The sequence below is a fragment of the Psychrobacter sp. Sarcosine-02u-2 genome, from assembly GCF_002836335.1.
Classification (GTDB): domain Bacteria; phylum Pseudomonadota; class Gammaproteobacteria; order Pseudomonadales; family Moraxellaceae; genus Psychrobacter; species Psychrobacter faecalis.
In genome coordinates this window covers 23,178-48,502 of sequence record NZ_PJBX01000173.1, presented here as the reverse complement: position 1 = coordinate 48,502, position 25,325 = coordinate 23,178, and the positions used below count along the sequence as shown (strand labels likewise).

Genomic DNA, 25,325 nt, shown 5'->3' with positions numbered 1-25,325 from the left:
GACTCATGACTATTAATAACCAAGAAAACATTAAACAAGAAAACAATCAGCAAAAAAATGAAAGCAACATTGATAAAAGTATCAATGCAGACGCTAAAGCTACGATTGTCAATCCAGATCTGGCGTTAGCAGCGGCGGCACAAGCACAGCAAGATAATGCTGCAAGTCATGAGCAAAACGATAAGGCCGTTCCTAGCATCGCAAACAGCAAAGTCAAAGACGCCAGTCAGTTTGGTAAAGTTGCCGTCATTTGTGGCGGCAGTAGCAACGAGCGCAGCGTGTCATTAGACAGTGGGGCTGCCGTATTAAAAGCGCTACAAAACCAAGGTGTTGATGCCACTCATTTTGACCCAAAAGATCAAGATATTACCGAGCTACGTAAGTTTGATCGCGTTTTTAATGTCTTGCATGGTCGCGGCGGCGAAGACGGTCTGCTACAAGGCGTGCTGCAATGGTTTAATATTCCGCAAACTGGTTCAGGTATTTTGGCATCAGCGCTTGGAATGGATAAAGTCCGCACCAAGCAGCTTTGGCAAGGCTGCGGCTTATCAACCGCGCCATTTTCATTGTTAACCGCGGATACCGACTGGCAGCAAGTGGTGAATATGCTTGGATTGCCGCTGATTATCAAACCAGTCCATGAAGGCTCAAGCATTGGTATGACCAAAGTCAATAACCTCGATGAATTGCCTGCCGCTTATGCAACGGCGGTGCAGTGCGGTGACGCGGTGATGGCTGAGCGCTGGATTACTGGGCGCGAATTTACCATTGTTATTATCGATGACGAAGCTTATCCGGTTATTCGCCTTGAGCCTGCTGATATCACCAACTTCTATGATTTTGAAGCCAAATACAATCGTAACGATACCAGCTACTACATACCTTGTGGGCTAAGTACTGCGGATGAAAAGCACTTGCAAGATTTGAGCTTGGCGGCATTCCGTGCTGTCGATGCTAAAGGCTGGGGACGTATTGATGCGATGCAAGACGAAGCAGGCAACTTTTGGCTACTCGAGATTAATACCGTGCCGGGTATGACCAGTCATAGTTTAGTGCCAATGGCTGCCAAAGCTCGCGGTATGGATTTTGATGCTTTATGCTGGCATATTCTAGCGCAAACTTTATAGTTAGGCATTTAGCCACATATAAAATTGTGTGAATGGTTTTTAAATTGACTATATAAGCTCTATTTGATCATAAGTTCTATTTGATCAGCGATATATTTAGTCATTAATAGCGCTGTCTAATACAGACAAATGTATCGCTAGCCCTGCTATAACACAGCTTCGTGTAAACTTGTGTAAATTCGTTGTTAGTAGTAAGGGTTAGGCTATTGTTTAAACGTAAAATACGTTAATATTGTAATTATTGGTCTATATTAGTGATATTTATGGTTATTTATGCAAATTTCTTTAAGTTATTCATTAAATAAGAAAAATGTTACGTTTTAATGCGCCTAACTGAGCTTTATCGCTCGTTTTAGACAAATAAATTGATAATATGGCAGTTTCATCGATTGCTGTACCGATTAGCAGATTTACCATTAATAATAAGCACTATTGGCGTTATGCAAATAGTTTAAGCAAAAATAGGGACGACGTGTATTATGACTCAAACTGTCAATGACATCGCTGACTTGATGAGTGATAACACCTCGCGCCCTAAATCTAATTTGCAAATACCCTCTATGCTCAGATATTTTTTCACAGTGTTGGTGTTAGGTTTGCTGGTGCTGATATTGGTCATGGGCGGTAAAGCATTGCGTGATGCACCGCCTGCCGCTATTCATGTCGACGATAGAGGGCTGACCGTAGCGCAATATCGTGCGTTACAACAAGTGATGAACCAACAGAGCGTGAGCAGTTTTTTTACCTCTGATTTGCAGGCGCTCAGAGATATCTCTACCGGTCTTGCTTGGGTTGACCAAGTCAGTATCAGCCGTGACTGGCAACAAGGTATTGTCGTGAAAGCGCTACCAAAACAGGCCGTGGCAAATTTTGGTACCGAGCGTTTAGTTGATGCGAAAGGCGCGGTTTTTGTGCCGGCTGATAGTAGAGAGCTGACGCAAGAGCAATTTGCGACGCTGCAAGGCGATATAGCGCAAGCGCCAGTTATTATGCAACAGATGCAACAAGTTAACGACTGGTATGCACCGCTCGATATGCAAGTTGAGGATATCATTTTATCGCCAAGAATGACGTGGCTGATTCGCTTTGATAATGGCTTACGTGTTATCGTTGACAATGAAAACACTGCGCAAAAACTGTTGAATTTAAGTCAACTGCTTGGTAATCAATTAAGTAATCGCCGCGATGAAATGCAGTCCGTCGATCTTCGTTATAAAAATGGATTTACTATCGCATGGAATTTGGCGCCCCCAAAAGATGGTGAAACACCGCCATAAAATAGCATCGTAAAATCATACTAAGCAATAAAAATAAAGCACCATAAATTAAGAAAGCAATCGATTTCCAATACCCGTTTGCTTCTTGATAAAGAGAGTTTACTGATAATATGACCGCGTGATCATAACGCATTTTTCAATGATTTAATGGAGACATCATTTGCTCTCCTGTTTAGCGATAATTTGTCTGGTACCATGAAAAATACTGAAAATCTGGTTGTTGTCCATTTAAGTGCCACGGCAGTCTATGTCGTTATTGGTAATGTTGTGTCTGCAAAAGACATACGTATTATGGGTGTGGGGCAAGTTAAAAATAACGACTTCTATCAAGGTCAGATAAAGCATCGCGAACGCTTACAAGGCGCTATCAGACAAGCGATTCAAGAAGCTGAAGACACTGCCAATTGCCGCGTGCATAGCGTTTGGCTGACCTTAGCGACTCCTGAGCTGTTAAGTAAAAACAGTGCCGGAGATGTTAGGGTAGAAGACGAAGTTGTCCGTGCCCAAGATATGGTGCAAGCGTTATCCAATGCTAAGTCACAAGATTTGTCGCCTGATTATTATTTGATGCATTGTTGCCAACAAGGTATTTATATCGACAATCAAGAGTTTATGGTTGACGATGCCATTGACATGGTCGCCCACAATATCACCGTCATGTATCATATGATGATGATGCCTGTCTCTAGCCGTCAGAATATTCAAAAACTTTTGCAAAGCTGTGACGTCGGTATCGACCACATTGTTTTTGATGCGGTGACCAGCGCAGAATATAGCTTGATGCCCGATGAGCGCCAGCAAGGGGTTTGTTTGGTCGATATTGGTGCCAGTACCACCAGTATTTGCGTCTATAAAGAAAATAAGCTGATTTTTACCCATTGTATTGCCACGGGTAGCCATGAAGTGACGATGGACATTTCAGCCGATGTTGGTATCTCAATGATAGAAGCTGAGCGCCTTAAAAAAACGCACGGCACGGTCGATGTCAATAGCGTCGATCCCAGCTCGTTCTTTCTTTTTAAGCCGCAAGGCTCAGGTGACGAGATTAATATCGGTACTTATAATCTAGCGCGCATTATCGAAGCGCGCTATGAGCAAATATTTACCGAAGTGGTACGCCAATTACACGACGCCGACTTGTTAGGCTATATTGATAAAGGGTTGGTACTCTCAGGCGGCGGCAGTTCTATTAAAGGCATGATACCTTTTGCCAAAAAATTGCTAAAAATGCCAGTAGTATTGACCAATACCCATCCTGCGATTAGCGCTTATAATCACTTTGACAATGATGAATCGTTCAAACAGCTGAATATGCAGGTCAATGATCGCGCTTATCAAACCGCATTTGGTACCTTACTATATAGTCAGAGCGAGCAATTTCGTCGTAGTGAAAAAAGTGAGCCAGAAGCGATTCAAAAAAGTCGCGTGAAGGGTGTTTTTCAAAGTGCCGGACAACGTTTTGCCAGTGTACTCAAAAAGATATTATAATTCTGCTGGCAAATTTGCTTCTGTTAAGCGTTAAGCAGAGAAGAGTAAGTCACAGCATAATAAGCAAACAGATTAATAGCAGCACCCTGTACCATAACGGCATACATTGGCAACGCATGACTATTTAAGCCATTGCCCTGTTTTAATTAAATACGTTTATATATAGTAAGTCGATAGCGCGCCCTATGAGTGTGTTACTACGTATCGACCATCACGCTATCTGCAACTGGAGAAATCTTTTTATGTCAAAATACACCATGCCAGATGATAATCAGCTTCAAAGTAACGGCCAGGCAAGCTTCACTGTATTCGGTGTGGGCGGCGGCGGCGGTAATGCGGTTGAGCATATGGTACAACAAGGGATTAGAGGTGTAACATTTGTCTGTGCCAATACCGATAAACAAGCGCTCGATCGTCTTACAGCGCCGCATAAATTGCAGCTTGGTGCCAAAACCAACCGCGGTCTTGGCGCAGGGGCAAACCCAGAAGTCGGCCGTGAAGCGGCAGAAGCAGATGAAGAAGCCATCCGTGCGTTACTCGAGCATTCAGATATGGTGTTCATTACCGCAGGTATGGGCGGTGGTACAGGTACGGGTGCGGCGCCAGTGGTTGCGCGTATTGCCAAAGAAATGGAAGTCTTGACTGTAGCGGTTGTGACGACGCCGTTTAAGTTTGAAGGTGGTAAGCGTATTAAGGCTGCCAAAGCAGGTATTGAGCAGTTGACCAATTTCGTTGACTCAATCATTACGATTCCTAATGATAAGCTTATGAGCGTCTACGGCAACATCTCTATGCAGGATGCTTTCAAAAAGGCCGATGACGTTTTATTGCATGCGGTACAAGGTATTGCAGAAACCATCGCTAGCGAAGGTATGATTAACATTGACTTTAATGACATTCGCACCGCAATGACTGCTAAAGGTCATGCTATGATGGGGATTGGACGTGCTAGTGGCGATGATCGTGCGCGTCAAGCAACCGAAAAAGCCATTAGATCGCCGTTACTTGATGATTTACGTTTAGAGAATGCCAAAGGCTTACTCGTTAACGTTATTTCATCTGAGTCATTATCACTCGATGAGATGAGCAAAATCAGTGTTATCGTTGAAGAAATCACCGATATCGACGATGCCCATATTTTCTACGGCTCTGTTATTGATGAAAAAATGGGTGATGATTTGCATGTGACGGTTATCGCAACGGGTCTGACCTTAGATGAAAATGCGGGTCAAGAGCCTGAAGTCGTGGAGCAGCCAGTACCTTCTGTTAATAGTACCCAGCCTGTTGATCCGAACTTGCATACCAGTGCGCTAAACAGCCAAAAGCAAGCCCAAGCGCAGTATCAAGAAAGCCCCGTACGCGCAAATGTGACGCAAGAACAGCCTAAAACTAAAACCAACAGCATTCAAGACTACCTTAAGCGTCAACAGAATAAATAGTCTTTAACAAAGCAATCGTTAGATAGTTTGGATAAAAAAGCCAGTATTTCGATACTGGCTTTTTTGTTTTTTAAAAAAATAAAAAAATATAAGGTTGATGGTTAATAAATAGGCTTTAGTCATAATTTAGCTAAGATTGAGCATTTGTTACGTTATAAAAATAAACGTTAAAATAATGACGATAAGTGTTATCAATCAAAGAGATAAGCAAATTAACGCTTTTTAGCGCTAGCGAAATAGGGTCGGGTAATGCTACACTATGGCAATTGTAACAAAATATGTGAGAAGACAGCCATGAACCAACGAACCATAAAAACAGCAATAGCCGTTACAGGTACTGGTCTTCATAGTGGTCAACCTGTTGACTTAGAGTTTCATCCGCAGCCTATTAATACTGGCATTATTTTTGAGCGTTCTGATATAGCAGGTAGCGAACCGATTCCTGCCAGTGCCTTTTTGGTACAAGATACCATGATGTCATCGAATCTAGTATTTGGTGGCACGCGTGTGGGTACCGTTGAGCATCTGCTCAGTGCGATAGCAGGGCTTGGGGTTGATAATCTATTAATTCGCGTGTCAGCGTCGGAGATACCGATTATGGACGGTAGCGCCGCGCCATTTGTAGGTTTTCTGCTGCAAGCAGGTTTCTGTGAACAAGAAGCAGCAAAGCGCTTTATTAAAATTGTACGTCCTGTCCGCGTCAAAGTTGACGACAAATGGGCAGAGCTGCGTCCTTATGACGGCTTTGAGTTAAATTTCGAGATTGATTTTGACCATCCTGCTATTAATAAAGATTTTCAGCATGCACAATTGCAGTTCTCGACGCAAAATTTTATTGAACAATTAAGCTCAGCGCGTACTTTTGGTTTTTTACGAGATATCGAGGCTCTACGCCAAAATAACTTGGCGTTAGGTGGCAGTATGGACAATGCGATTGTTATTGATGATGCCAATATTCTTAATGAAGAGGGGCTACGTTTTAATGATGAATTCGTGCGTCATAAAATTCTCGATGCTTTAGGCGATTTATACCTCATTGGCTATCCTATTTTAGGCCGTTTTAATGCTTATAAATCTGGTCATGCATTAAACAACATGTTGGTACGCGAGATATTATCCGATCCTAGTAACTTTGAAATTGTAACTTTTGATGACAATGTAAGTTGTCCTATCGAATATTTACCTTTGAATCGTATAACAGTCGAAGGATAAATACACGAATATACACGAAGTATCGAAACATTTACGCAATATTACATAACTTGGTTATAAGCAGTACTAAATAATATTCATTTAAATAGATATTTTCTCATCTATTTTTGAAAAAATGAGCTACAACTTCGATAGAATAAAAGCTGTAGGAGATAAAAAAATCATCTGTCAGTACGGTTCACATTATGAATCACACTGACAGATGATTTTTTTTGTTTGTAAGATTACAAAAACGCAGCTTTATCCGGGTCGAATATGGGTCTAGTTTACATAACTTTACATAGCAAACCGTACTTTTTTAGGAATTAATTAAGCGCAAAAGTGCATTTTTAAGATTTTTATCGGTGGTGACATGCTCTGCAGCCTGTGATATAGTCCGCTTTGTGTTTTGGCTAAGGACCTGATTTTCATGGGCTTTACGAGGCTTTGATGAGGTCGCTGATAACGCTTTTGATGATTTAGAATAATTATTATGAGCGGGAATATTGGCTACGACGACGCGAATTTGCTTGAGTTGTTTAAATGTAATCGACTGCTCTGTTAATACCTGCAAATAGGCGTTCTGTAAATAGCGAATATGATTGGCAGCGGTTATCGAGCCCACACTGAGTATAAGTTGCTCAGCGGTTAAGCCCACGACCCAGCAGTTATTGAGGATTTCCTCAGGTAGACAATCTACCAAAAGCTCTTTTACCTCGGTCGTTGCTTGTAGATATAAACGCATATTGTCAGCAAGAGTTTGTGGTAGTGCGCTACCGGCAAAAGCTTGATGATCAATCAGTTTAGCAAGTCGGTTAGGTTGTTTCTTTGACATCGTAAACACTCATCTTCTAGGTGACAGCAGCGATATTCATCATAAACAGCGAGCTTTTGTACTACGGATTTTATCATGTTTATTTCATGGTCATCTTCCCTAAATTAATTCATGCTTTGTCACGGACGGCGAGCAATCCTGTATTTACAATAGGTAGTAAATTTATGAAACAAGCTTTATTAATTTTGTCAGTATTGGGAATGGGTATAGCACAGACGAGTGGTGCTGTCGAAACAACCTTTCAACCAAATAATACCTTGAGTCATACCATTACAAATATCTCTACTTCTGCGAACTACGGTTCAAGTCGCAATATCTATAGCACTAATAGTGGTGCTTATGTTTCTAGCAATGACGAAATCAGTCAAGCGATTGACAATCTTAGTGCGCATGCAAAACAGAAAGAATACCAGCTTGCTTCGCTAACCAGCCGCTTATCTTATGAGCAGCGTCAGCAGCAAGCAAAATCAGTACCTGATCGTTATTCTGCTCCTGCTATCGCCGCTGCCAATGCGTCACGCGTTGCGCGCTCAAGCAGCACAGGTTACTGTGCCCGTTACGTCCGTAAAGCATTACAGTCAGCAGGTTACGAGTTTACGCCAAATCCGTCAGCCTATCAGTATGCCTCTCGTGGTACGCTAGCCCAAGCTGGCTTTGCTAAGATTAGTAATAATACACAGCCACAAGTAGGCGATGTTGTGGTTTATGATCGCAGCTCAAAGCATCCGCATGGTCATATTCAAATCTTTGATGGCAATGATTGGGTATCTGACTTCCGCCAGAGTAGCATCAGCCCATATAGCGGTGTATACAGTTATACCACTTGGCGCGATTCTAAATACGTTGACGATGCATCGAACCGCGGAATCTATCTTGCTATGGCTGACTAATCAGCGAGCAAGAAATAACGATTATAGATTTTAGAATTCAGTGTTTTCTCCGAACCCAGTAATGCTCTTGATGGCATTACTGGTTTTTTTTGTTCTAAAGTATGAGAATAAAAGGTAAATACGATTAAAGAATAGAGTGAGGTTTGAGCATTGCCACTTTTTCATCAAATATTGACCAATACTGCGTGTCGTGAAAATCGGGCGGGACGGCGTGATTGGGCGCGAAATATAATGCTGTCTTACCAAATTTAGTATCAAAGCTTAAAATCACACAAGGATGGATGTATTCAATGCCAATCTCATCGTTGGTAGTCTGTACTTGGGATAATTGGTTTAATGATAAATAAAAGCTACGCTCGAAATGATAAGTTTTAGCGCCAGCTATTAATGGACCATTAAAAGAGGAGGTTGGCATCGAACCCGCTTGCAGCGCTGCGTTATGAGCGGCATTACTCACTGAGAAGGGAGTAGCTTTCCAATCAATAGAAGCCCGTGTTTGCCCATTTCCTTGTAAAAGGGGCGCTAGCGGTAATGTCGCAGGGTTGCGATAGTCGGCAAATTGATAAAGCGCATAACGGCCGTCAGGACTGGCGTTAATTTCCATATAAGGATTTGTTTTGTTATTATTTTCATTTATCGAAACGGCGCTGTTTATCAACTCGCCTGCTAAAAAGCACTCAAGGCAAGTCTGCTCCCACAAATAATCTGCAAAACCTACTTGTTCAGCTTGCCATGTTGGCCAGTACAATTGCGCTGCTAACGATTTAAGCGGTAACGTGATGCAGTAATCAAGCTGTAACTGCCACTTTGTATTTGTAGGTTGGGCAGTTTTAGCTCTATTGACCAAAGTTGCGACCACTTCTATTTGAATGCCTTGTAAGTCAGCTATGGTGACACCTAGCTGCTCGGCATCAGCGGCTAGCGTATCAGTTGCTAAACATAAATTAAAAATTTGGCTCATAGGTCGATAATATCCAGAGTTTAATATCAGTAGCACATTATAATATTTGTAGTATTTTATTTAGAACTGACTATGAATAGCAGAAAAGCCGCGAGCAAATGCAGCGCGGCTTTTATTCAATAAGATAGAACATAAGCTAAAATTAAATAGGTAGCTTATTTATTGGGCGTGACGCGCAAGGTTTGATAGCTTTGGATTGGCGTTTGGGTTTTGACGCAGTAACAGCGCCATACGGCCAATTGAGTGTATCAAAGTCGCATTAGCCGCTGCGGCAAGCTCAGCGCCGATGACATCGCGCTCTTCTTTGCTGCCAGCTGGCAATTTTACTTTGATAAGTTCATGATCGGTCAAAGCGCGATCAATCTCTTCAGCGATACTTGGGGTAATGCCTTTATTGCCAATCATAACAATCGGTTTTAGGTCATGACCAATGCCTTTTAGGCGTTTAACGGTAGCGTTATCGAGTTGCATACTATTCCTAGATGTTGGTAAAAATAAAAGCAGGTGCTATTGCGAGCAGATAATGACCATTATAGATAATCTATGGTCACCTTGCATGAGATCAGCAGGATTTTGCACGATTTTACGTGATGAAAATGTTAAACTGAAAGTATAAGTACATTATAAACGCTACAGGTTTATAAAGCAGTGTTTTTGCCAAGAGAATTTAGCGGTTAAAGGGTAATGAGACAGATACAAGATTTCGTTGTTCAGCACTAGCGTAATGATATGCTGATAAAAGCGCTTTTATAGATAATTAATAGACACTTATTAAAAATGTCATAAACAATCCCTTTATAAACCGCCAGTCGTGTTTTACAAACGATGTATTAGCAAGCAGGTATATTACCAGACAATAGGAGCAGTCATTTTGGTCACGCGTATTGAAAATAAAAAATTGTCAAAAAGCAGCAGTGCTTGGATGCAAGAGCATATTGACGATCCTTATGTGAAAAAAGCCCAAAAAGATGGCTACCGTGCCCGCGCTGCTTATAAATTGCTGGAGATAAATGAGAAAACCAACCTGATTAAAAAAGGCATGACCGTCGTTGACTTGGGCAGTGCGCCCGGCAGTTGGTCGCAAGTCGCTGGCAAATTGGTCGGTGAAAAAGGCGTCCTGATTGCCTCGGATATACTGCCGATGGATACCTTGCCCGACGTGACCTTTATTCAGGGTGATTTTCGTGAGGCAGAGGTGTTCGAGCGTATCATGGCAGAAGTCGGCAACCGGCAGGTCGATGTGGTGCTATCAGATATGGCACCCAATACCGCTGGTAACAGCGCCATTGATCAGCCGCGCATGATATATTTATGCGAGCTGGCGGTCGATTTCGCGCTGGCAACCTTACCCGAAGGTGGCGCGCTTATTATGAAAGTGTTTCAAGGCGAGGGTACACAAGAATTACGCAAGCAGATGCAGGAGGATTTTAGTAAAATTCGTAGTATCAAACCGGGTGCTTCACGACCACGCTCAAAAGAGATGTTTTGGATTGCCATTAAGTAGTAGGTGGTTTGACTATTTAATAAAAAGGTTTTAACGTCAATTAGTTGCGCAAATCATCCATCCTATAAAGTGTGATAAAAGGTCACCATAAAGGCTATGGTTAATGAGCGTAAAAACGCTACAATCCGTTAACTGAATAAATTTGATTGCTGCTTGAATTATACAGGTTAGCACCGCATATCATGATATATTAACTTTGTTTTACATCTATATTTTTACATCTATGTATCAAGCCTATGTTTTAAGCAAAGTCGTCTGAGAGTAAACGCTTTAACCGCTCAGTTATTCATTTTAGTTCGCCTATTTATCATTTTGCTCAGGTTTTTAGAGTCATTAAATCTTAGTAAAAATAATAATTTGCAGCTAGGCATTGAATTGTGAGCCATACGTTTATATATAGACGTCACGTGTTTAGTAAACACACCAATAAGTAAGGGATGGGAATAACTAGTGAGCGACATGGTAAAAAATACCTTATTGTGGCTGGTGGTGATCGGTGTTTTAGTGCTGGTGTTTAGCGGCTTTGACAAATCATCTGAGCCGGATAATCTTAACTACTCGGAGTTCGTGACCGCCGTGTCAGAAAACCAAGTAGCCAGTGTTGAAATCGATGGCGAGCAAATCACCGGCGAGAAGAAAAATGGTTCATCATTTGAGACCATTCGTCCAGCTGTGACTGATGATCAGCTGATGCCACTATTGCGCGAAAACCAAGTTGAAGTGCAAGGCACCGCGCCTAAGCGTCAAAGTGTTTTGATGCAACTGCTAATAGCCAGTTTCCCAATTTTATTGATTATTGGTCTGTTTTTATTCTTTATGCGTAATATGCAGGGCGGTGCTGGCGGTAAAGGCGGTGGCCCAATGAGCTTTGGCAAATCAAAAGCCAAAATGCTGACCGAAGACCAAATCAAGGTGAACTTTGATGACGTTGCTGGCTGTGAAGAAGCCAAAGAAGAAGTCGTCGAGGTTGTTGAGTTTTTACGCGACCCTGACAAATTTACCAAGCTTGGCGCGACGATTCCACGTGGTATCTTGATGGTTGGCCCTCCAGGTACGGGTAAAACACTATTGGCAAGAGCCATTGCTGGTGAAGCCAAAGTACCCTTCTTCTCGATTTCAGGTTCTGACTTCGTTGAGATGTTTGTCGGTGTTGGTGCCTCACGTGTGCGGGATATGTTTGAGCAAGCGAAGAAAAGCGCGCCTTGTATTATCTTTATTGATGAGATTGATGCGGTCGGTCGTCATCGTGGCTCTGGTATGGGCGGCGGTAATGATGAGCGTGAGCAGACATTGAACCAATTATTGGTTGAAATGGATGGTTTTGAAGGGAACGAAGGCGTTATCGTCATTGCGGCAACTAACCGTGCAGACGTTCTTGATAAAGCATTATTGCGCCCAGGTCGTTTTGACCGTCAAGTGCAAGTAGGTCTGCCAGATATTAAAGGTCGCGAGCAAATCCTTAAAGTGCATCTACGTAAATTACCGAATACGATTGGTGTTGATGCCCATGCATTGGCACGTGGTACGCCGGGCTTCAGTGGTGCGCAGCTTGCCAATCTGGTTAACGAGGCGGCGTTATTTGCCGCGCGTCGTAACAAACGTAGCGTTGATATGAATGACTTTGAAGACGCAAAAGACAAGCTATATATGGGTCCCGAGCGTAAATCTATGGTTATCCGTGAAGAAGAGCGCCGCGCGACGGCCTATCATGAAGCGGGTCATGCGCTAGTTGCAGAATTGCTACCAGGCACCGATCCTGTTCATAAAGTGACGATTATGCCGCGTGGCTTTGCCCTTGGTGTGACTTGGCAGCTACCTGAGCATGATCAGACCAGCATGTATAAATCGAAAATGCTTAACGATATTGCGATATTGTTTGGTGGCCGTATTGCTGAAGAAGTCTTTATCAATCAAATGTCAACGGGCGCTTCAAACGACTTTGAACGTGCGACCAAAATGGCACGCGCGATGGTAACCAAATATGGTATGTCAGATGCGCTAGGCATCATGGTTTACGAAGACGATGATAGCTCACAAGGTTACTTTGGTGGTGGCGGTCGGACGATTTCGGAAGCCACGCAGCAAAAAGTTGATGAAGAAGTACGCCGTATGCTGGAAGAGCAATACGATATCGCCCGCGAATTGATTGAAGGCAATCAAGACAAAATGCATGCGATGGTAGATGCGCTGATGAAATGGGAAACCATTGACCGCGATCAGTTGCAGGATATTTTGGCAGGTGAAGAGCCTCGTCCGCCAAGAGTCTATCAGCCTAATGAAGTAGACTTATCGAAAACTGATATTAAACCGACGAACTCTACACCGCCGCCATTACCAGCGATGTAGTTTCTCGTTTATTACAATCTCATAGATAGTCGATAAAAAGCCCTTTTTGATAAAGGGCTTTTTTGTGGGCGTCATTTGACGAAGGCTTTAGGACGGAATAAGATTTGCTGCTATCATGGACGTTTATAATCTTAAACAGTGTAAATACCGCTAACACAATTCTTTAAAATACAATTTATCATGGATAAGTTATGTCATTATTCCAGCCTTTACCTAATTATAAAGTGTCGAGCCGCGATAAAACTTTAGATTTATCACAGCCGCATGTTATGGGGATCTTAAACGTGACACCTGATTCCTTTTCTGATGGCGGACGGTTTACTGCGATTGATAGCGCCATCATTCACGCTAAAGACATGATAGGCGCGGGCGCAACCATTATAGATATTGGCGGTGAGTCTACGCGCCCCAATGCCGCTGCTGTGTCTACCGAAGAAGAAGTGCAGCGTGTCGTGCCAGTCGTCAAAGCGATTCGCCAACAGCTAGGCGATATAGGTAAGGATATTTGGTTATCTATTGATACCAGTAATCCTATCGTTATGCAGGCAGCGTTTGAAGCAGGCGCTAATATTTGGAATGATGTTCGCGCGCTGAAGCGTGAAGGCGCAGCAGAGATGGCAGCTAAGCTTGATGTTCCTGTCATGCTGATGCACATGCGCGGTGAGCCTACGACGATGAACAATCTTGCTCAGTATGATGATGTGATTAAAGAAGTCAGTACCGAGCTAACAGCGCGTATCGCTGAAGTGACAAACGCGGGCGTCAAGCGCGAAAAAATCATTATCGATCCAGGTTTTGGCTTTGCAAAAAACTATGAGCATCATTGTGCGTTATTAAGTCAGCTCGAACGTTTGCAAACGCTCGGATTGCCAATGATGTTTGGTATTTCACGCAAGCGTTTTTTAGCTGAAGTATTAAGCAAAAGCGGAGTCGAAGCGTTTGCCAATACTCAAGCGCTAGAGCGTGACGCGGTAGGAACGGCGGCGGGAATTTTTGCACTACAGCAAGGCGCTAGTATTATCCGCACCCATAATGTCGCTATGATGCAGCAAGCGGTGACGCTATGGCAGCAATTATCGGCGTATAATCAAAGCTGATAGGCTAATAGCTTTTTATAAGCTGGCTGTTGCTAGACTGCCTTTTATAGACGATGCCTTTATAAGCACGGCTGACTCCTATTATTTATTAACCTTACTATTTATTTAACGTCTATTTAGTTAAATACCATTTAAACCTATGGGAATATTTTTATGACGATTAGCAATCAACCAGAGCCAAACAAGCAACCAGAACCCACCCTCGAGCAACGCCGCATTATTTATCAAGCACGCCGTGGCTTAAAAGAATTGGACTTTTATATTGACCCCTATATTAAAGAGTTATATTTAACCGCTGATCCGAGTGAACAGGCGACTTTCGCAGAAATGCTGACCCATGAAGACCCAGATTTATTGGATTATTTTACCAACCAAAGCCGTCCAGAAAATGCAGCGATATGGGATTTGGTTAATAAAATTAAAACATGGCGTCATAGTAAAAGTTAAACGTAACCATTGAGGTTTTTTCAAAGTACCAGCCTTTTAGATAGAGGCTTTGAATACATAAAATCCTGCTTGGATGCTAACGATGACATTGCTAAGCTCCTTACGTATCGACGCGCCAATCCAGCCTGCGAGCCGTATACGTTTGATGTTTTATCTGCTTTTGGTCAGTGCGCTGCTGATATTGGCAGCGCTTGCGTCATTGGCGTTGTGGCAGTATGTACTCATATTGATTGTAAGTGCCGCTGCCCTAAGCTATTTAGCGCTATCGCGACCGATTTTACTGCATCTAAGCCAGCCGCCCTTAAATAAGAGCATCTATCAACATTGGCAACTTCTGATGCGGAGCAGTCGCGGCGATAACTTGTGGCAAGCTGAGCTGGTCGCAGTCAGCAGCTATTCTTGGGTGATATGCTTTAAATTTATTGTCAAAGAACCTTATCAGCGCCCTTTAGCAGTCGCGGTATTTCGGGATCAAGTCAGCGCCGAGCAATGGCGCAAATTGTCTATTTTAGCCAATAGCGTTTCTGCTAAAATAGCGTAAATAAAGACCACGCGTTAAGAAAATAATACAAGTAGCGTCATCTATATGGTGCAATTCTTTATATATCTTTTCCTACCTCTCATTTCATCCTTTCAATCACTAACATGCCGCTACATGCCATAACAAAACGTCTATCTAGGCTAAGTAAGGGTTTTGCTATAGTAATCATAATCGTCAAAATCTTATTTGTTTTATTATTTAAGGATTTGCCATATCCGTGGCGAATAGATTTTTAGATGAGTAAAGAAGATCAGATATTTGACGATACATTATTTATAATAAAAGGACGATATCATGAGCTTATTAGGAAACTTAGTCAGCCAAGTGGCGCGCAGTGCGATGGACCCAGAGGATAGACAACGCAACCCGGTCAACCAACGTATTAATCCACGCCGCACCGGTGGTTTAGGCGATATATTGGGCAGTGTATTAGGTGGTGGCACCCAGCCAAGTGGCTACAATCCACAGCAGTATGAGCGCCGCAGTGATAATGGTTTTGGTTTAGATGACATCATCGGCGGGCTTACGGGCGCAAACCAGCGCGGCGGTATGAGTGCAGGCGCGGGTGGACTTGGCGATATTTTAGGTAGCGTCTTAAGTGGTCAAATGGGTGGCGGTCGAACCTCGCGCGCGGGATTTGGTGGTAAAGGTATGCTGATCGCTGCATTGATGCCGATGGTACTCAGTTGGATCAAACGCAATGGTGGTTTGAGTGGCGCTTTATCAAAAATCACTGGCATGGGTTACGAGAATCAAGCGCGTTCTTGGATGAGTAACCAAGAGGTCAATGATAATCTTGATCCTAATGAGATTACCCGTCTATTTGATGAAAGTGAGATTCAGCAGGTAGCGGCGCATACCGGCGCAAATGAGATGGAAGTTCGCCAAGGTCTGGCTGAGCTACTGCCTGAGGTTATGAACCAATTAACGCCAAATGGCAATTTGGAAAATGAACCTGAAGCCAATGAAGAGATTGACCAAATTATCAATCAGTTATCAAATCGATTAGGCACATTAAAGTAAAATAATTGTCCTTTATAAATCTTCCTTTCCGTCATTAAGAAAAGAGTGCATATACATGCGCTCTTTTTTTTGTTTTAGCTTAGCAAAAATACTTACATTCTAACGCGATAAGGGCGCAGAGTTTTCTATGTGAGTCGAGTGCTAAAAAGATAGATATGTTAAGAACCGTGACTAAAGTCGCTAAGAAGATTCAAAAAATTTATGATAACGGTATAATTTATTTAAGGCTACTTCATAGCTTTGCATGTTATTACCCAGTTTCTTTAAAAAGCTTTATATAAAGTCATGCGATATAAAGGTATAAGTATTTTACAAGGATATTACTCATGCCATTTAAGCCTATCCAAGCAGCAATTGCCATCTTAGTTGGTTTGATTATCTGGTTTGTGATTCCTGTACCAAATGGGGTAACACCAGAAGCATGGCATATGCTGGCCTTATTCATCGCCACCATTGTGGCCATCATCGGTAAAGTCTTGCCCATCGGGGCGATTGCCATTATCGCCGTTATGTTGGTGGCGCTGACTGGGGTGACTAATGACAGTCCAAAAGACGCCATCGCTGATGCCTTATCGAGCTATTCAAGCCCGCTGATTTGGCTCATCGGTATTGCGGTAATGATATCGCGAGGACTTATAAAAACGGGTTTGGGGCGGCGTATTGCTTATTACTTCATCTCGATATTTGGAAAAAAGACCATTGGCGTTGCTTATTCGTTAAGCGCAGCGGAGCTGATGATAGCGCCGATTACCCCTTCTAATACCGCTCGTGGTGGCGGTATTATTCACCCCATTATGCGGTCAATTGCGCAAAGCTTTCATTCAACGCCAGAAGAGGGCACGCAAAATAAAATTGGCCGTTATCTAGCGATGGTTAATTATCACGCTAATCCGATTACTTCTGGTATGTTTATTACCGCCACCGCGCCAAACCCACTGGTGGTAGATTTGGTCAATGAAGCCACAGGGAGTGAGATTCAGCTGTCATGGACGACGTGGGCAGTGGCCATGTTTATACCGGGGATGCTCTGTTTATTATTGATGCCGTTGGTTATTTATCTGATTTATCCGCCCGATGTCAAAGTCACCCCAGATGCCAAACAGTTTGCTAAAGACAATCTAAGCGAGATGGGGCAGGTGAGCACGCAGGAAAAAATCATGTTGGGCGTCTTCGCTTTAATGCTGATATTGTGGGCCAATATTCCAGCACTAATCTTTGGTGAACAATTAAGTGTCGATGCGACAACCACTGCTTTTATCGGTTTGACGGCGCTTATACTGACAGGCGTATTAACTTGGGATGACGTGCTTAAAGAAAAATCAGCATGGGATACCATTGTATGGTTTGGGGCACTGATTATGATGGCGTCTTACCTCAATAAATTAGGCTTGGTTGGCTGGTTCTCAAGCAACATCGAATCAATGATTGGCGTGATAGGCGTCGGCTGGATCGGCGCTGTGGTGATTTTGACGTTGGTTTATTTGTATATTCATTACTTTTTTGCCAGTACCACCGCCCATATTACCGCCTTGTTTGCTGCTTTTTATGCAGTAGGGTTAAGCCTAGGCGCGCCGCCGATGTTATATGCGCTTATTTTAGCAGCGGCAGGCAATATTATGATGACGCTGACCCATTATGCAACAGGTACGGCGCCGGTTATTTTTAACTCGGGCTATGTGACCCTAGGAGAGTGGTGGATTATCGGCGCCATCATGAGTGTGGTCAATCTTGTGGTATGGATAGGCGCAGGTTTGATTTGGTGGAAACTGCTTGGTTATTATTGATAAATAGACTGATAATATTATGAATCATCGATGATTTTGCTCAAATTGGTTAGAAGCGCTCATCTAAGGTATCTAACGTATAATTTAACGCCTCAAAGCAGATATCGGTATTGAAGCCACGATATTGCAAAAATCGTAGCTGGCGAGCCTTGTCTTTTTGCTCAGTTGGGATGTTATCGCCATATTTTTTGGTACGGGCGGTGACGGCAAGTTTTAGCCAATCGACGCCTTCGACCAAGTTATCGGTATCTTCCTCGATAAATTCACTAAACTCTTCAGATTCGACATTAGCCATGTCTATCAGCTCATCAATATTGCCGGGCATGGCTATCTTTTTATGATAGAACTCTTGCTTAATACGAGCGCGTCCGCGTCCTTTACGGATATTTTCTCGTATCAACATCAGCGTGGTACGATAATCGCTTTGATAGCCTTTTTCTGCAAACTCATCAAGTAGGGCATCAATTTTATCGGGGTCTTGTTCTTTGTCTAGCAGCTTTTGTTTGAGTTCAGCTTTACCGTATTCACGGCGCGATAGATAATAAAATGCCAACCAGCGCAAACGGCTTTCGGCTTTGATGGCGTCGATATCCGCTTGGCGTTGCTCAGGCGTACGCAAATAGGCTTTAAGCGCCGCAGGTAGGTTGTCTGTTTGATTATTAGCTTGATGGTTTAATTCACTATGATCTTTAGCAGTGTTACTGTCTGTATGGTCATTATCTTCGCTACTATGAACATCGTGTTTGACCTCGGCAAGTAGCTGTTTAATACTTTGCGCTTCTGGTGGCTGATAGGCAGGTACGTTATTAGGCTCAGGAATGAAATTTGCCGCTGGATGAAAGTTTTTTTTGCGCTTTTTGTTTTTAGAAGGTTTTTTATTATAAGAGGAAGATGAGGCAAGCGAGTCTATATCCGCTATAGCATCGTCCTGTAAAGGTGTTGCTTCTTTTTTTGTATAAGTCGTATGTTTAGCCCTTTTCCTGGACTTTTCTTGATAGGGCTGCTGAGAATTTTTAGCAGACTCAGAGGATTTGGTAGACTTTTTGGATTTGGCAGGAGTAGCACTCGCTGAATCGGCTTCCGACTCAGCGAGTATTTCAGCTAAGGTTTTAATTTTCATAATCAATCATGATAGACAATCATATTCTACAAAAAATCTATTATTGCACAGGCTCAGGAGCAAAGTCTTGTTCAGGCTCTTCCTTGTCTGGAGCTTTATTAGGGTCGACTACGCCAAGTTTTTCAGCCCGAATTTTCGCTTCGATCTCTTCAGCAATTGCAGGGTTTTCTTTTAAAAACAGTACCGAATTGGCTTTACCTTGGCCGATTTTTTCATCGCCATAGCTATACCACGAGCCTGCTTTACCAACTGCGCCAATCTCAACGCCCAAATCAATCACTTCTGCTAGATGGTTGGTACCTTCACCGTAAGTGATTTCAAATTCAGCTTGACGGAATGGCGGCGCCATCTTATTTTTGATAACTTTGACGCGGGTTTGGTTACCGATGATATCATCGCCATTTTTTACCGCCCCGATACGGCGGATATCCATACGTACGGACGCATAGAATTTTAGTGCATTACCACCGGTTGTGGTTTCAGGGCTACCAAACATAACGCCGATTTTCATACGAATCTGGTTGATAAAGACCACCATACAGTTCGAGCGTTTGGCATTACCGGTGATTTTACGCAGCGCTTGGCTCATCAAACGTGCCTGCAGACCCATGTGCGAATCGCCCATTTCACCCTCGATTTCTGCTCGCGGGGTTAGCGCCGCGACGGAGTCGATGACAATCATATCAACTGCCCCTGAGCGCACTAACATATCGGTGATCTCAAGCGCTTGCTCGCCATTGTCTGGCTGTGACACGAGTAAATCGTCGGTATTTACCCCAAGTTTACGGGCGTAAACTGGGTCAAGAGCGTGCTCGGCATCGATAAAGGCACAAACGCCGCCTTGCTTTTGACATTCGGCAATCGCTTGCAAGGTCATGGTGGTTTTACCAGAGCTTTCAGGACCGTAAATCTCAACGATACGACCTTTTGGTAGACCGCCAATACCAAGCGCGATATCTAGACCCAATGAGCCGGTAGAGACCACATCGGCGTCAAGCGTGGCTGAGTCGTCACCAAGATGCATAATGGTGTTTTTACCAAATTGCTTTTCAATTTGACCTAATGCCGCTTTGAGGGCTTTGGCTTTATTTTCGTCCATGTAGGACTCCTTGTGAAAAATAATAAATATAAGATGGTCTGGTTATGTCAAACGTGGCATTTAAAACGATAGGTTTAAAGCGTTTGTTAAATAACGACTTGCTCAGTGAAATCACTCACGACTTTCATCATCAGTAAACGACACGTTTGGCAAGTTTGAGGTAGAGGGTTATAGTGGGTTTAAGACAGTGATATCGGCTATATCACCTTACTATACAGTAAAAACGAATCATGATAAAAGCAAAAAAAAGTTCATAGATGCGAATGCTCATTTGCCATAATAATGGCTGTAGGTTTATCTTTGCGATACTGGTCGCGCTATTCTGTGTTATATCGCTGTTGTTTAGATAAGGCTATTATAACAAAAGCCAAGCCCAATATTTAGCGTAGCAAGCGGCTAAACGACAGTGAATGTCGCCTATTATTCTACTGATATTATGACGAAGTAGTTATGCTTTGCCCTATATTTTGAACTTAATAACAGGGCGGTTTGTCAATAGTTTTGTAAGTTGTCCACAATAAAAAAAGTATTTTTATTTGTAGGTTGTGAAACATTGATAAGCTTTAAATTAATTTGAAAAAAATTAAAAATATATTATTTATCTTTTAAATATGTCGTAAGTAATTGATTTATAATGCTTTTAAAATTGTACAAAAAATGAACGATTTTACCTAACCCTTTAAGCTATCTAAGGAAATGCTTGTCAAGTAGCGACTTATACACAGGGTTATCCACAGCTTATGGGGAGAACTCAGCAAACCCTTATGTTACCGATGTTTGCGCAGACATAAAAACTTAGAGACAGGCGAAATATTGATGATTTCTATTTTTGCAACTTTAAATTTAATAAAGAAATTGTTCTGTTACGCCTATGTTTCACATAATGCCTGCGCCTACAGGGCGTTCAATAACAGCCTTGAATGGCTCAATATCTTAAAAACGACATGCAAAGCCTTATATGTCAAGGGCTATGCTAAAAGTAGCAAAATTCAGCTAAAAGCGGAAAAATGAATTGGCATAAAAAAACGGCTAAGTACGTTATTAGTATCTTAGCCGCTATCGTGCAGGAATGCTAGGTTTACGCTACCAAGCCTAATCCTTGATATAGATCAAATCCCAAACGCCGTGTCCGCGCTCTAAACCGCGGCGCTCAAACTTAGTCATTGGACGAAAGTCAGGACGGACGGTGAAATTACCTGCGCCTGCTTGATTGGTCAGTCCAGCAAAAGCATCTAAAACCTCAACCATCCAAAAGGCATAATGTTCCCAGTCGGTCGCCGTATGGAACCAGCCGCCTTGTTTTAAGCTGCGCGTAACAATTGTCATGCGCTCAGGACTGACAAAACGGCGTTTATAGTGGCGCTTTTTTTGCCACGGATCAGGGAAGTAAAGCTGAATGCGGTCGATATGATTTTCTGGTAGCTGCTTGAGCAATTGGATGGCATCACCGTTGATGATTTTAACGTTGGTTAACCCTTGCGTCCCTGCCATATAGGCGCATTTACCGATGCCTGGCTCATGGACTTCAACACCAACAAAATTGCGCGTCGGCTCTGCGGCGGCCATCTCGATAAACGAATCGCCTAGACCAAAACCAATCTCTAAAGTCAGCGGCGCATCACTGCCATTCGGGCTATCTGCAAATAACGCGCGTAAATCGTTAATGCCCTCAAGATTGCCATCACCGAAACTGTTATTGACCAAGTAATGCGCAAACTCTGGCGCAGTCAATGCCAGTTCGGCATTTTTATTCATGTGCGTCCGCCGTTTCATAAAGGTATTAACGATACGAATGTGCTTGTCCGTTGACTCTTCAGTCTGACTGCTGGCATCAGTATCCACATCCACGTTATCAGTATTAACGCTATCAGTGTTAATGTTAGAAGCGGTTTGCATTTCTGTGTTCATGGTATCAGCGGTATTGGGGTTTTGCGCATCAGTCGTATCGTTACCACTACTATTGATGTCATTGTGCTTAGGATGTTGACTCATAGGATTAACAAAGCTTAATTAAGTAGATAAAGTTGCCTCATTATAAGTGAAATCGTCACCACTGTGAACGCACAATACAGTTTTAGCGCACCCGCTATAACGCTTATAACTTTATAGGCTGTTTGTATATATAGGTTTCATATATATGGGTTTTCTACGCAGGGCTTTTGGCGTTATCATATAGCCAGCATGTTTTAAAAATAAGGGTTTAAAAATAACCACTTAATCAGAATCGTTGGATAAAAAAACGATATACAAATCCGCGCGTTAATATTTATGCTTAATAATCAGTAAGGCCTATCACCATGTTATTTATCGAGACGGATTCGCCGCCACCGTTTTATCAAGAACAGCTGAGCGCTGCTAAACGCGAACAACTGGATAAATGGTTTATCAGTCAGCGTAGCCAGTCGTATTATCTTAAACGCTTTAAGGAGTTTGATGAGCAAGGCTACCTGTCGCCTAAATGGCACTGGGCGGCGTTCTTTGTCACCTTTCCTTGGCTGTTGTATCGCAAGCGCTATATGGATGCGATTGTATATAGCGTCGCAGGTTGGTCATTTATTCAACTGAATGTGGCGCTGATATTGGTAGCGTTTGAGTTTGTGGCGATGCCTTTTATTGCCGATGCGTATCAGATGGGCATACGTATCGCTATCGCGGCGCTGATTTGGCTGTTTTGGTCGTTTATGGTGGCACGCTGGACAGATGCTTATTATTACCGTATGGCACGGCGCGAGATTGCAGATGCTATCAATGATTATCCGCGCGATGAAGCGGCGCAAAAAGCGCATTTAAAAAAGGAAGGCGGGGTCAGTTTATTTGGCTTAGGCTTAGGCTTTGGATTTTTTGCTTTTGCATTAATGGTAATCAAGCTACAGTTTTTGCCCATTGTCGCCAAGCCTAAAGAAAATGAAATATTATTTGATGCGTATGATACTGCTAAAACGGCACAAAATCGTGTGGCGCTTAGCTATCGGCAAACAGGACAGTGTCCGCTTAATCTGCCTTTAGATATGGGCACGCAGCAAGTCAATATCGCGGTTGATACCCAAGCTGCTGGCGTGACAAACACCGATTGCGCAGTTATCGCTACCATTCAAAACGTCAAATTTCCATTACGTTATTTAAATGAGCAGACGCTGGTTTTTTATCATCTGCCCGATAGTGATAATTGGCGCTGTACGACCTCGCTAAATAAAAGGCAAGCGCCTAAAGGCTGTAGCGAGGATTAATAAACGATAAAACTATAATAGCCGTTAGTTTTTAGAGTCAGCGGTCAGATCGTCTTTTTCATCGGCGGGTATGGATTGGTTTTTTAGCGCGTCATAAAAGTCCGTCAAATCCATTTTACGGGCTTTATCGATATCTTCATCAAATAAGCTCTCAAGCTCCGCTATGGCTGATTGTGCCGATTCAATCATACTGGCTTCGTCGTCATAGATCGCTTGCTGGCGTTCAATCAAATCATCATCATAATCGCGGAAAGTTTGGACGGTTTCGCGTGCTTTTTCTGCTGAGATACCAAGTAACTGTAGCGATTCGCGTGACATATCTAAAGACGATAAATAGGTCTCACGCCAAATATGACGGACGCCGACTTCACGCAAACGGTAATAATGCTGGCGGTCACGGGCGCGTGCTAAGACAATCATATCAGGATAGTTTTTACGCAAATATTGAGCGGTGGTAATAGAGCGCTCTACATCGTCGATGGCAAGGATAAAAACGCGTGCTTTTTTGATACCGGCGGCGCGTAGTATCTCGGGGTTTTTTGGATCGCCATAATAGACTTGGTTACCAAATTTACGCACGAAATCGACGCGATTTGCCGAGCGCTCAATCGCTGTAAATTCGATGTTGTGCATACGCAGCACCCGACCGATAATCTGCCCTACACGCCCAAAACCGGCAATAATCACCTGATGCTCATCGTCAGGAATGGTATCGTACTCGCGGCTGGGTTTTCTTTTGGCAAAGAGCGGCTCACCGATTTTTTCTAAGAGTAAAAATGCCAGTGGCGTCAGTGCCATAGAGATGGTGACGATAAGGTTTAAAGTGTTGGCAAGCTCAGGACGCAATACATTTTGCACGCTCGCCACACTGAATAATACAAAGGCAAATTCACCACCTTGAGCGAGGGTAACCCCCAAACGAATACTGGTCGGCCAGCGATTGCCCGATACTTTTGCAATCGCAGTAATCACCGCAAATTTAATCACCATCAACGCCATAGCGCAGCCGATGATAAAGATAGGCCTTGCTAAGATGAGTTTGACATCGGTGAGCATGCCGACCGACATAAAAAACAGCCCTAACAGCAAGCCTTTAAACGGCTCGATACTGGCTTCTAGCTCATGACGATATTCAGAATCCGCCAGCAATACGCCAGTCAAGAATGCACCTAATGCCATCGATAGGCCAATTTGTCCCATTAAAATAGACACGCCCATGACGATAAATAAAGCGACGGCGGTTAAAAGTTCTGAAGCACCGCTAGATGCCACAAATTTAAAGAAAGGTCGAATGATATAACGGCTGGCAAAGATAAGTCCGGCAAAAACGGCAAATACTTTACCAAAATAAATCAAATCGTAGCTTTGCTCGCGCACCCCTGATAAAAACGGAATGACGGCTAATAAAGGGATAACGGCGATATCTTGGAATAATAAAATAGTAAAGGCTTCACGGCCATGGGTACTAGAAAGCTGCTGTTTCTCTGTTAATATTTGCAGGACAAAAGCAGTGGATGACAGCGCCAAACCAAAGCCGACGATAAAAGCAGTATCGAGCGGCAAGGTAAAAAACTGGTGTAACAGCCACATCAATAGCGTGCCTGTCAGACCGACTTGTAATCCCCCGAGGACAAATATCGAACGCCGTAGCGCCCATAATCGTGAAGGCTGCAACTCAAGACCGATAATAAACAACAGCATGACCACGCCAAACTCGGAAAAGTGCAATAAGCTCTCGGCGTCGCCTGCAACGTCTAAACCACTGGGGCCCAATATTAAACCAGTAATCAGATATCCTAACACCGTCGCAATACCGAAACGCTTGCCAAGTGGTACAAACAGCAGCGCTGCCCCCAAGAAAATTGTAGCTTGTAACATCAAGTTTGGTGAGCCGGCGGCGGCAGCGAGCATCTGGAATCCTTAGCGGTA

Annotated in this window: 21 protein-coding genes; 14 read left to right on the top strand and 7 right to left on the bottom strand. The window is 43.1% G+C overall.

Annotated features, from left to right (window positions below; genetic code table 11):
- Positions 1-5 precede the first annotated feature (5 nt).
- The 5 genes from CXF58_RS10730 (at position 6) to lpxC (ending at position 6,543) form a co-directional block, all read left to right on the top strand.
- Positions 6-1,127 (top strand): D-alanine--D-alanine ligase, encoded by a 1,122-nt coding sequence (locus tag CXF58_RS10730; protein WP_227514909.1) that lies wholly within the window; start codon positions 6-8, stop codon positions 1,125-1,127.
- 479 nt (positions 1,128-1,606) lie between these two features.
- The gene (locus tag CXF58_RS10725) at positions 1,607-2,404 is read left to right on the top strand and encodes a cell division protein FtsQ/DivIB (RefSeq protein WP_068403787.1); all 798 of its coding nucleotides are present in this window, start codon (positions 1,607-1,609) and stop codon (positions 2,402-2,404) included.
- Between the two features lie 195 nt (positions 2,405-2,599).
- Complete coding sequence (gene ftsA / locus CXF58_RS10720; RefSeq protein ID WP_197488851.1) at positions 2,600-3,892, top strand: cell division protein FtsA; 1,293 nt, start codon at positions 2,600-2,602, stop codon at positions 3,890-3,892.
- 242 nt (positions 3,893-4,134) lie between these two features.
- Positions 4,135-5,331: a cell division protein FtsZ gene (gene ftsZ / locus CXF58_RS10715; protein WP_068403791.1), complete on the top strand. Its 1,197-nt coding sequence runs from the start codon at positions 4,135-4,137 to the stop codon at positions 5,329-5,331.
- A gap of 294 nt (positions 5,332-5,625) precedes the next feature.
- Positions 5,626-6,543: a UDP-3-O-acyl-N-acetylglucosamine deacetylase gene (gene lpxC, locus CXF58_RS10710; protein WP_180952574.1), complete on the top strand. Its 918-nt coding sequence runs from the start codon at positions 5,626-5,628 to the stop codon at positions 6,541-6,543.
- Positions 6,544-6,841: 298 nt separating this feature from the next.
- Here the strand turns inward: lpxC and CXF58_RS10705 are convergent, their stop codons facing one another.
- Positions 6,842-7,357: a hypothetical protein gene (locus tag CXF58_RS10705; protein WP_102077485.1), complete on the bottom strand. Its 516-nt coding sequence runs from the start codon at positions 7,355-7,357 to the stop codon at positions 6,842-6,844.
- Between the two features lie 164 nt (positions 7,358-7,521).
- On the opposite strand from CXF58_RS10705, the gene CXF58_RS10700 reads away from it, so the two are divergent.
- Positions 7,522-8,247 (top strand): CHAP domain-containing protein, encoded by a 726-nt coding sequence (locus tag CXF58_RS10700; protein ID WP_068403797.1) that lies wholly within the window; start codon positions 7,522-7,524, stop codon positions 8,245-8,247.
- 124 nt (positions 8,248-8,371) lie between these two features.
- Here the strand turns inward: CXF58_RS10700 and CXF58_RS10695 are convergent, their stop codons facing one another.
- Together CXF58_RS10695 and CXF58_RS10690 are read right to left on the bottom strand one after the other, a co-directional pair.
- Positions 8,372-9,208 (bottom strand): DOMON domain-containing protein, encoded by an 837-nt coding sequence (locus tag CXF58_RS10695; RefSeq protein WP_102077484.1) that lies wholly within the window; start codon positions 9,206-9,208, stop codon positions 8,372-8,374.
- A gap of 159 nt (positions 9,209-9,367) precedes the next feature.
- Positions 9,368-9,679 (bottom strand): YhbY family RNA-binding protein, encoded by a 312-nt coding sequence (locus tag CXF58_RS10690; protein ID WP_068403801.1) that lies wholly within the window; start codon positions 9,677-9,679, stop codon positions 9,368-9,370.
- Between the two features lie 400 nt (positions 9,680-10,079).
- Here CXF58_RS10690 and CXF58_RS10685 point away from each other — a divergent pair, with 400 nt between their 5' ends.
- The 7 genes from CXF58_RS10685 (at position 10,080) to CXF58_RS10655 (ending at position 17,950) form a co-directional block, all read left to right on the top strand.
- Positions 10,080-10,712, top strand: a complete 633-nt coding sequence (locus CXF58_RS10685; RefSeq protein WP_102077483.1) for an RlmE family RNA methyltransferase — start codon at positions 10,080-10,082, stop codon at positions 10,710-10,712.
- Between the two features lie 450 nt (positions 10,713-11,162).
- Positions 11,163-13,058, top strand: coding sequence for an ATP-dependent zinc metalloprotease FtsH (ftsH, locus tag CXF58_RS10680; protein ID WP_068403805.1), 1,896 nt, complete (start codon positions 11,163-11,165; stop codon positions 13,056-13,058).
- A 191-nt stretch (positions 13,059-13,249) separates the two neighbouring features.
- Entirely contained in the window at positions 13,250-14,155 is a 906-nt protein-coding gene (gene folP, locus CXF58_RS10675) for a dihydropteroate synthase (RefSeq protein WP_102077482.1), read from the top strand.
- Between the two features lie 153 nt (positions 14,156-14,308).
- The gene (locus tag CXF58_RS10670) at positions 14,309-14,602 is read left to right on the top strand and encodes an FAD assembly factor SdhE (protein ID WP_068403808.1); all 294 of its coding nucleotides are present in this window, start codon (positions 14,309-14,311) and stop codon (positions 14,600-14,602) included.
- Between the two features lie 82 nt (positions 14,603-14,684).
- Positions 14,685-15,143: a hypothetical protein gene (locus CXF58_RS10665; protein WP_102077481.1), complete on the top strand. Its 459-nt coding sequence runs from the start codon at positions 14,685-14,687 to the stop codon at positions 15,141-15,143.
- Between the two features lie 294 nt (positions 15,144-15,437).
- Positions 15,438-16,166 (top strand): YidB family protein, encoded by a 729-nt coding sequence (locus tag CXF58_RS10660; protein ID WP_102077480.1) that lies wholly within the window; start codon positions 15,438-15,440, stop codon positions 16,164-16,166.
- A gap of 326 nt (positions 16,167-16,492) precedes the next feature.
- The gene (locus tag CXF58_RS10655; RefSeq protein ID WP_102077479.1) at positions 16,493-17,950 is read left to right on the top strand and encodes an anion permease; all 1,458 of its coding nucleotides are present in this window, start codon (positions 16,493-16,495) and stop codon (positions 17,948-17,950) included.
- Between the two features lie 49 nt (positions 17,951-17,999).
- On the opposite strand, the gene CXF58_RS10650 is transcribed toward CXF58_RS10655, so the two are convergent.
- The 3 genes from CXF58_RS10650 to trmB all read right to left on the bottom strand — a co-directional run bounded on the left by CXF58_RS10650 (position 18,000) and on the right by trmB (position 22,077).
- Positions 18,000-19,070 (bottom strand): regulatory protein RecX, encoded by a 1,071-nt coding sequence (locus CXF58_RS10650; protein WP_102077478.1) that lies wholly within the window; start codon positions 19,068-19,070, stop codon positions 18,000-18,002.
- A gap of 40 nt (positions 19,071-19,110) precedes the next feature.
- Positions 19,111-20,169 (bottom strand): recombinase RecA, encoded by a 1,059-nt coding sequence (recA, locus tag CXF58_RS10645; protein ID WP_068403815.1) that lies wholly within the window; start codon positions 20,167-20,169, stop codon positions 19,111-19,113.
- Positions 20,170-21,261: 1,092 nt separating this feature from the next.
- On the bottom strand, positions 21,262-22,077 hold the full coding sequence (trmB, locus tag CXF58_RS10640; protein ID WP_068403853.1) for a tRNA (guanosine(46)-N7)-methyltransferase TrmB: 816 nt from the start codon (positions 22,075-22,077) through the stop codon (positions 21,262-21,264).
- 389 nt (positions 22,078-22,466) lie between these two features.
- On the opposite strand from trmB, the gene CXF58_RS10635 reads away from it, so the two are divergent.
- Complete coding sequence (locus CXF58_RS10635; protein ID WP_068403817.1) at positions 22,467-23,396, top strand: DUF2628 domain-containing protein; 930 nt, start codon at positions 22,467-22,469, stop codon at positions 23,394-23,396.
- 24 nt (positions 23,397-23,420) lie between these two features.
- Here CXF58_RS10635 and CXF58_RS10630 read toward each other — a convergent pair whose 3' ends face one another.
- Entirely contained in the window at positions 23,421-25,307 is a 1,887-nt protein-coding gene (locus tag CXF58_RS10630) for a monovalent cation:proton antiporter-2 (CPA2) family protein (RefSeq protein ID WP_102077477.1), read from the bottom strand.
- Positions 25,308-25,325: the final 18 nt, after the last annotated feature.

Coding starts and splice junctions, on each gene's coding strand:
- CXF58_RS10730 (WP_227514909.1), top strand. CDS start 6: ATGACTATTAATAACCAAGAAAACATTAAACAAGAAAACAATCAGCAA.
- CXF58_RS10725 (WP_068403787.1), top strand. CDS start 1,607: ATGACTCAAACTGTCAATGACATCGCTGACTTGATGAGTGATAACACC.
- ftsA (WP_197488851.1), top strand. CDS start 2,600: ATGAAAAATACTGAAAATCTGGTTGTTGTCCATTTAAGTGCCACGGCA.
- ftsZ (WP_068403791.1), top strand. CDS start 4,135: ATGTCAAAATACACCATGCCAGATGATAATCAGCTTCAAAGTAACGGC.
- lpxC (WP_180952574.1), top strand. CDS start 5,626: ATGAACCAACGAACCATAAAAACAGCAATAGCCGTTACAGGTACTGGT.
- CXF58_RS10705 (WP_102077485.1), bottom strand. CDS start 7,357: ATGTCAAAGAAACAACCTAACCGACTTGCTAAACTGATTGATCATCAA.
- CXF58_RS10700 (WP_068403797.1), top strand. CDS start 7,522: ATGAAACAAGCTTTATTAATTTTGTCAGTATTGGGAATGGGTATAGCA.
- CXF58_RS10695 (WP_102077484.1), bottom strand. CDS start 9,208: ATGAGCCAAATTTTTAATTTATGTTTAGCAACTGATACGCTAGCCGCT.
- CXF58_RS10690 (WP_068403801.1), bottom strand. CDS start 9,679: ATGCAACTCGATAACGCTACCGTTAAACGCCTAAAAGGCATTGGTCAT.
- folP (WP_102077482.1), top strand. CDS start 13,250: ATGTCATTATTCCAGCCTTTACCTAATTATAAAGTGTCGAGCCGCGAT.
- CXF58_RS10670 (WP_068403808.1), top strand. CDS start 14,309: ATGACGATTAGCAATCAACCAGAGCCAAACAAGCAACCAGAACCCACC.
- CXF58_RS10665 (WP_102077481.1), top strand. CDS start 14,685: ATGACATTGCTAAGCTCCTTACGTATCGACGCGCCAATCCAGCCTGCG.
- CXF58_RS10660 (WP_102077480.1), top strand. CDS start 15,438: ATGAGCTTATTAGGAAACTTAGTCAGCCAAGTGGCGCGCAGTGCGATG.
- CXF58_RS10655 (WP_102077479.1), top strand. CDS start 16,493: ATGCCATTTAAGCCTATCCAAGCAGCAATTGCCATCTTAGTTGGTTTG.
- CXF58_RS10650 (WP_102077478.1), bottom strand. CDS start 19,070: ATGAAAATTAAAACCTTAGCTGAAATACTCGCTGAGTCGGAAGCCGAT.
- recA (WP_068403815.1), bottom strand. CDS start 20,169: ATGGACGAAAATAAAGCCAAAGCCCTCAAAGCGGCATTAGGTCAAATT.
- trmB (WP_068403853.1), bottom strand. CDS start 22,077: ATGAACACAGAAATGCAAACCGCTTCTAACATTAACACTGATAGCGTT.
- CXF58_RS10635 (WP_068403817.1), top strand. CDS start 22,467: ATGTTATTTATCGAGACGGATTCGCCGCCACCGTTTTATCAAGAACAG.
- CXF58_RS10630 (WP_102077477.1), bottom strand. CDS start 25,307: ATGCTCGCTGCCGCCGCCGGCTCACCAAACTTGATGTTACAAGCTACA.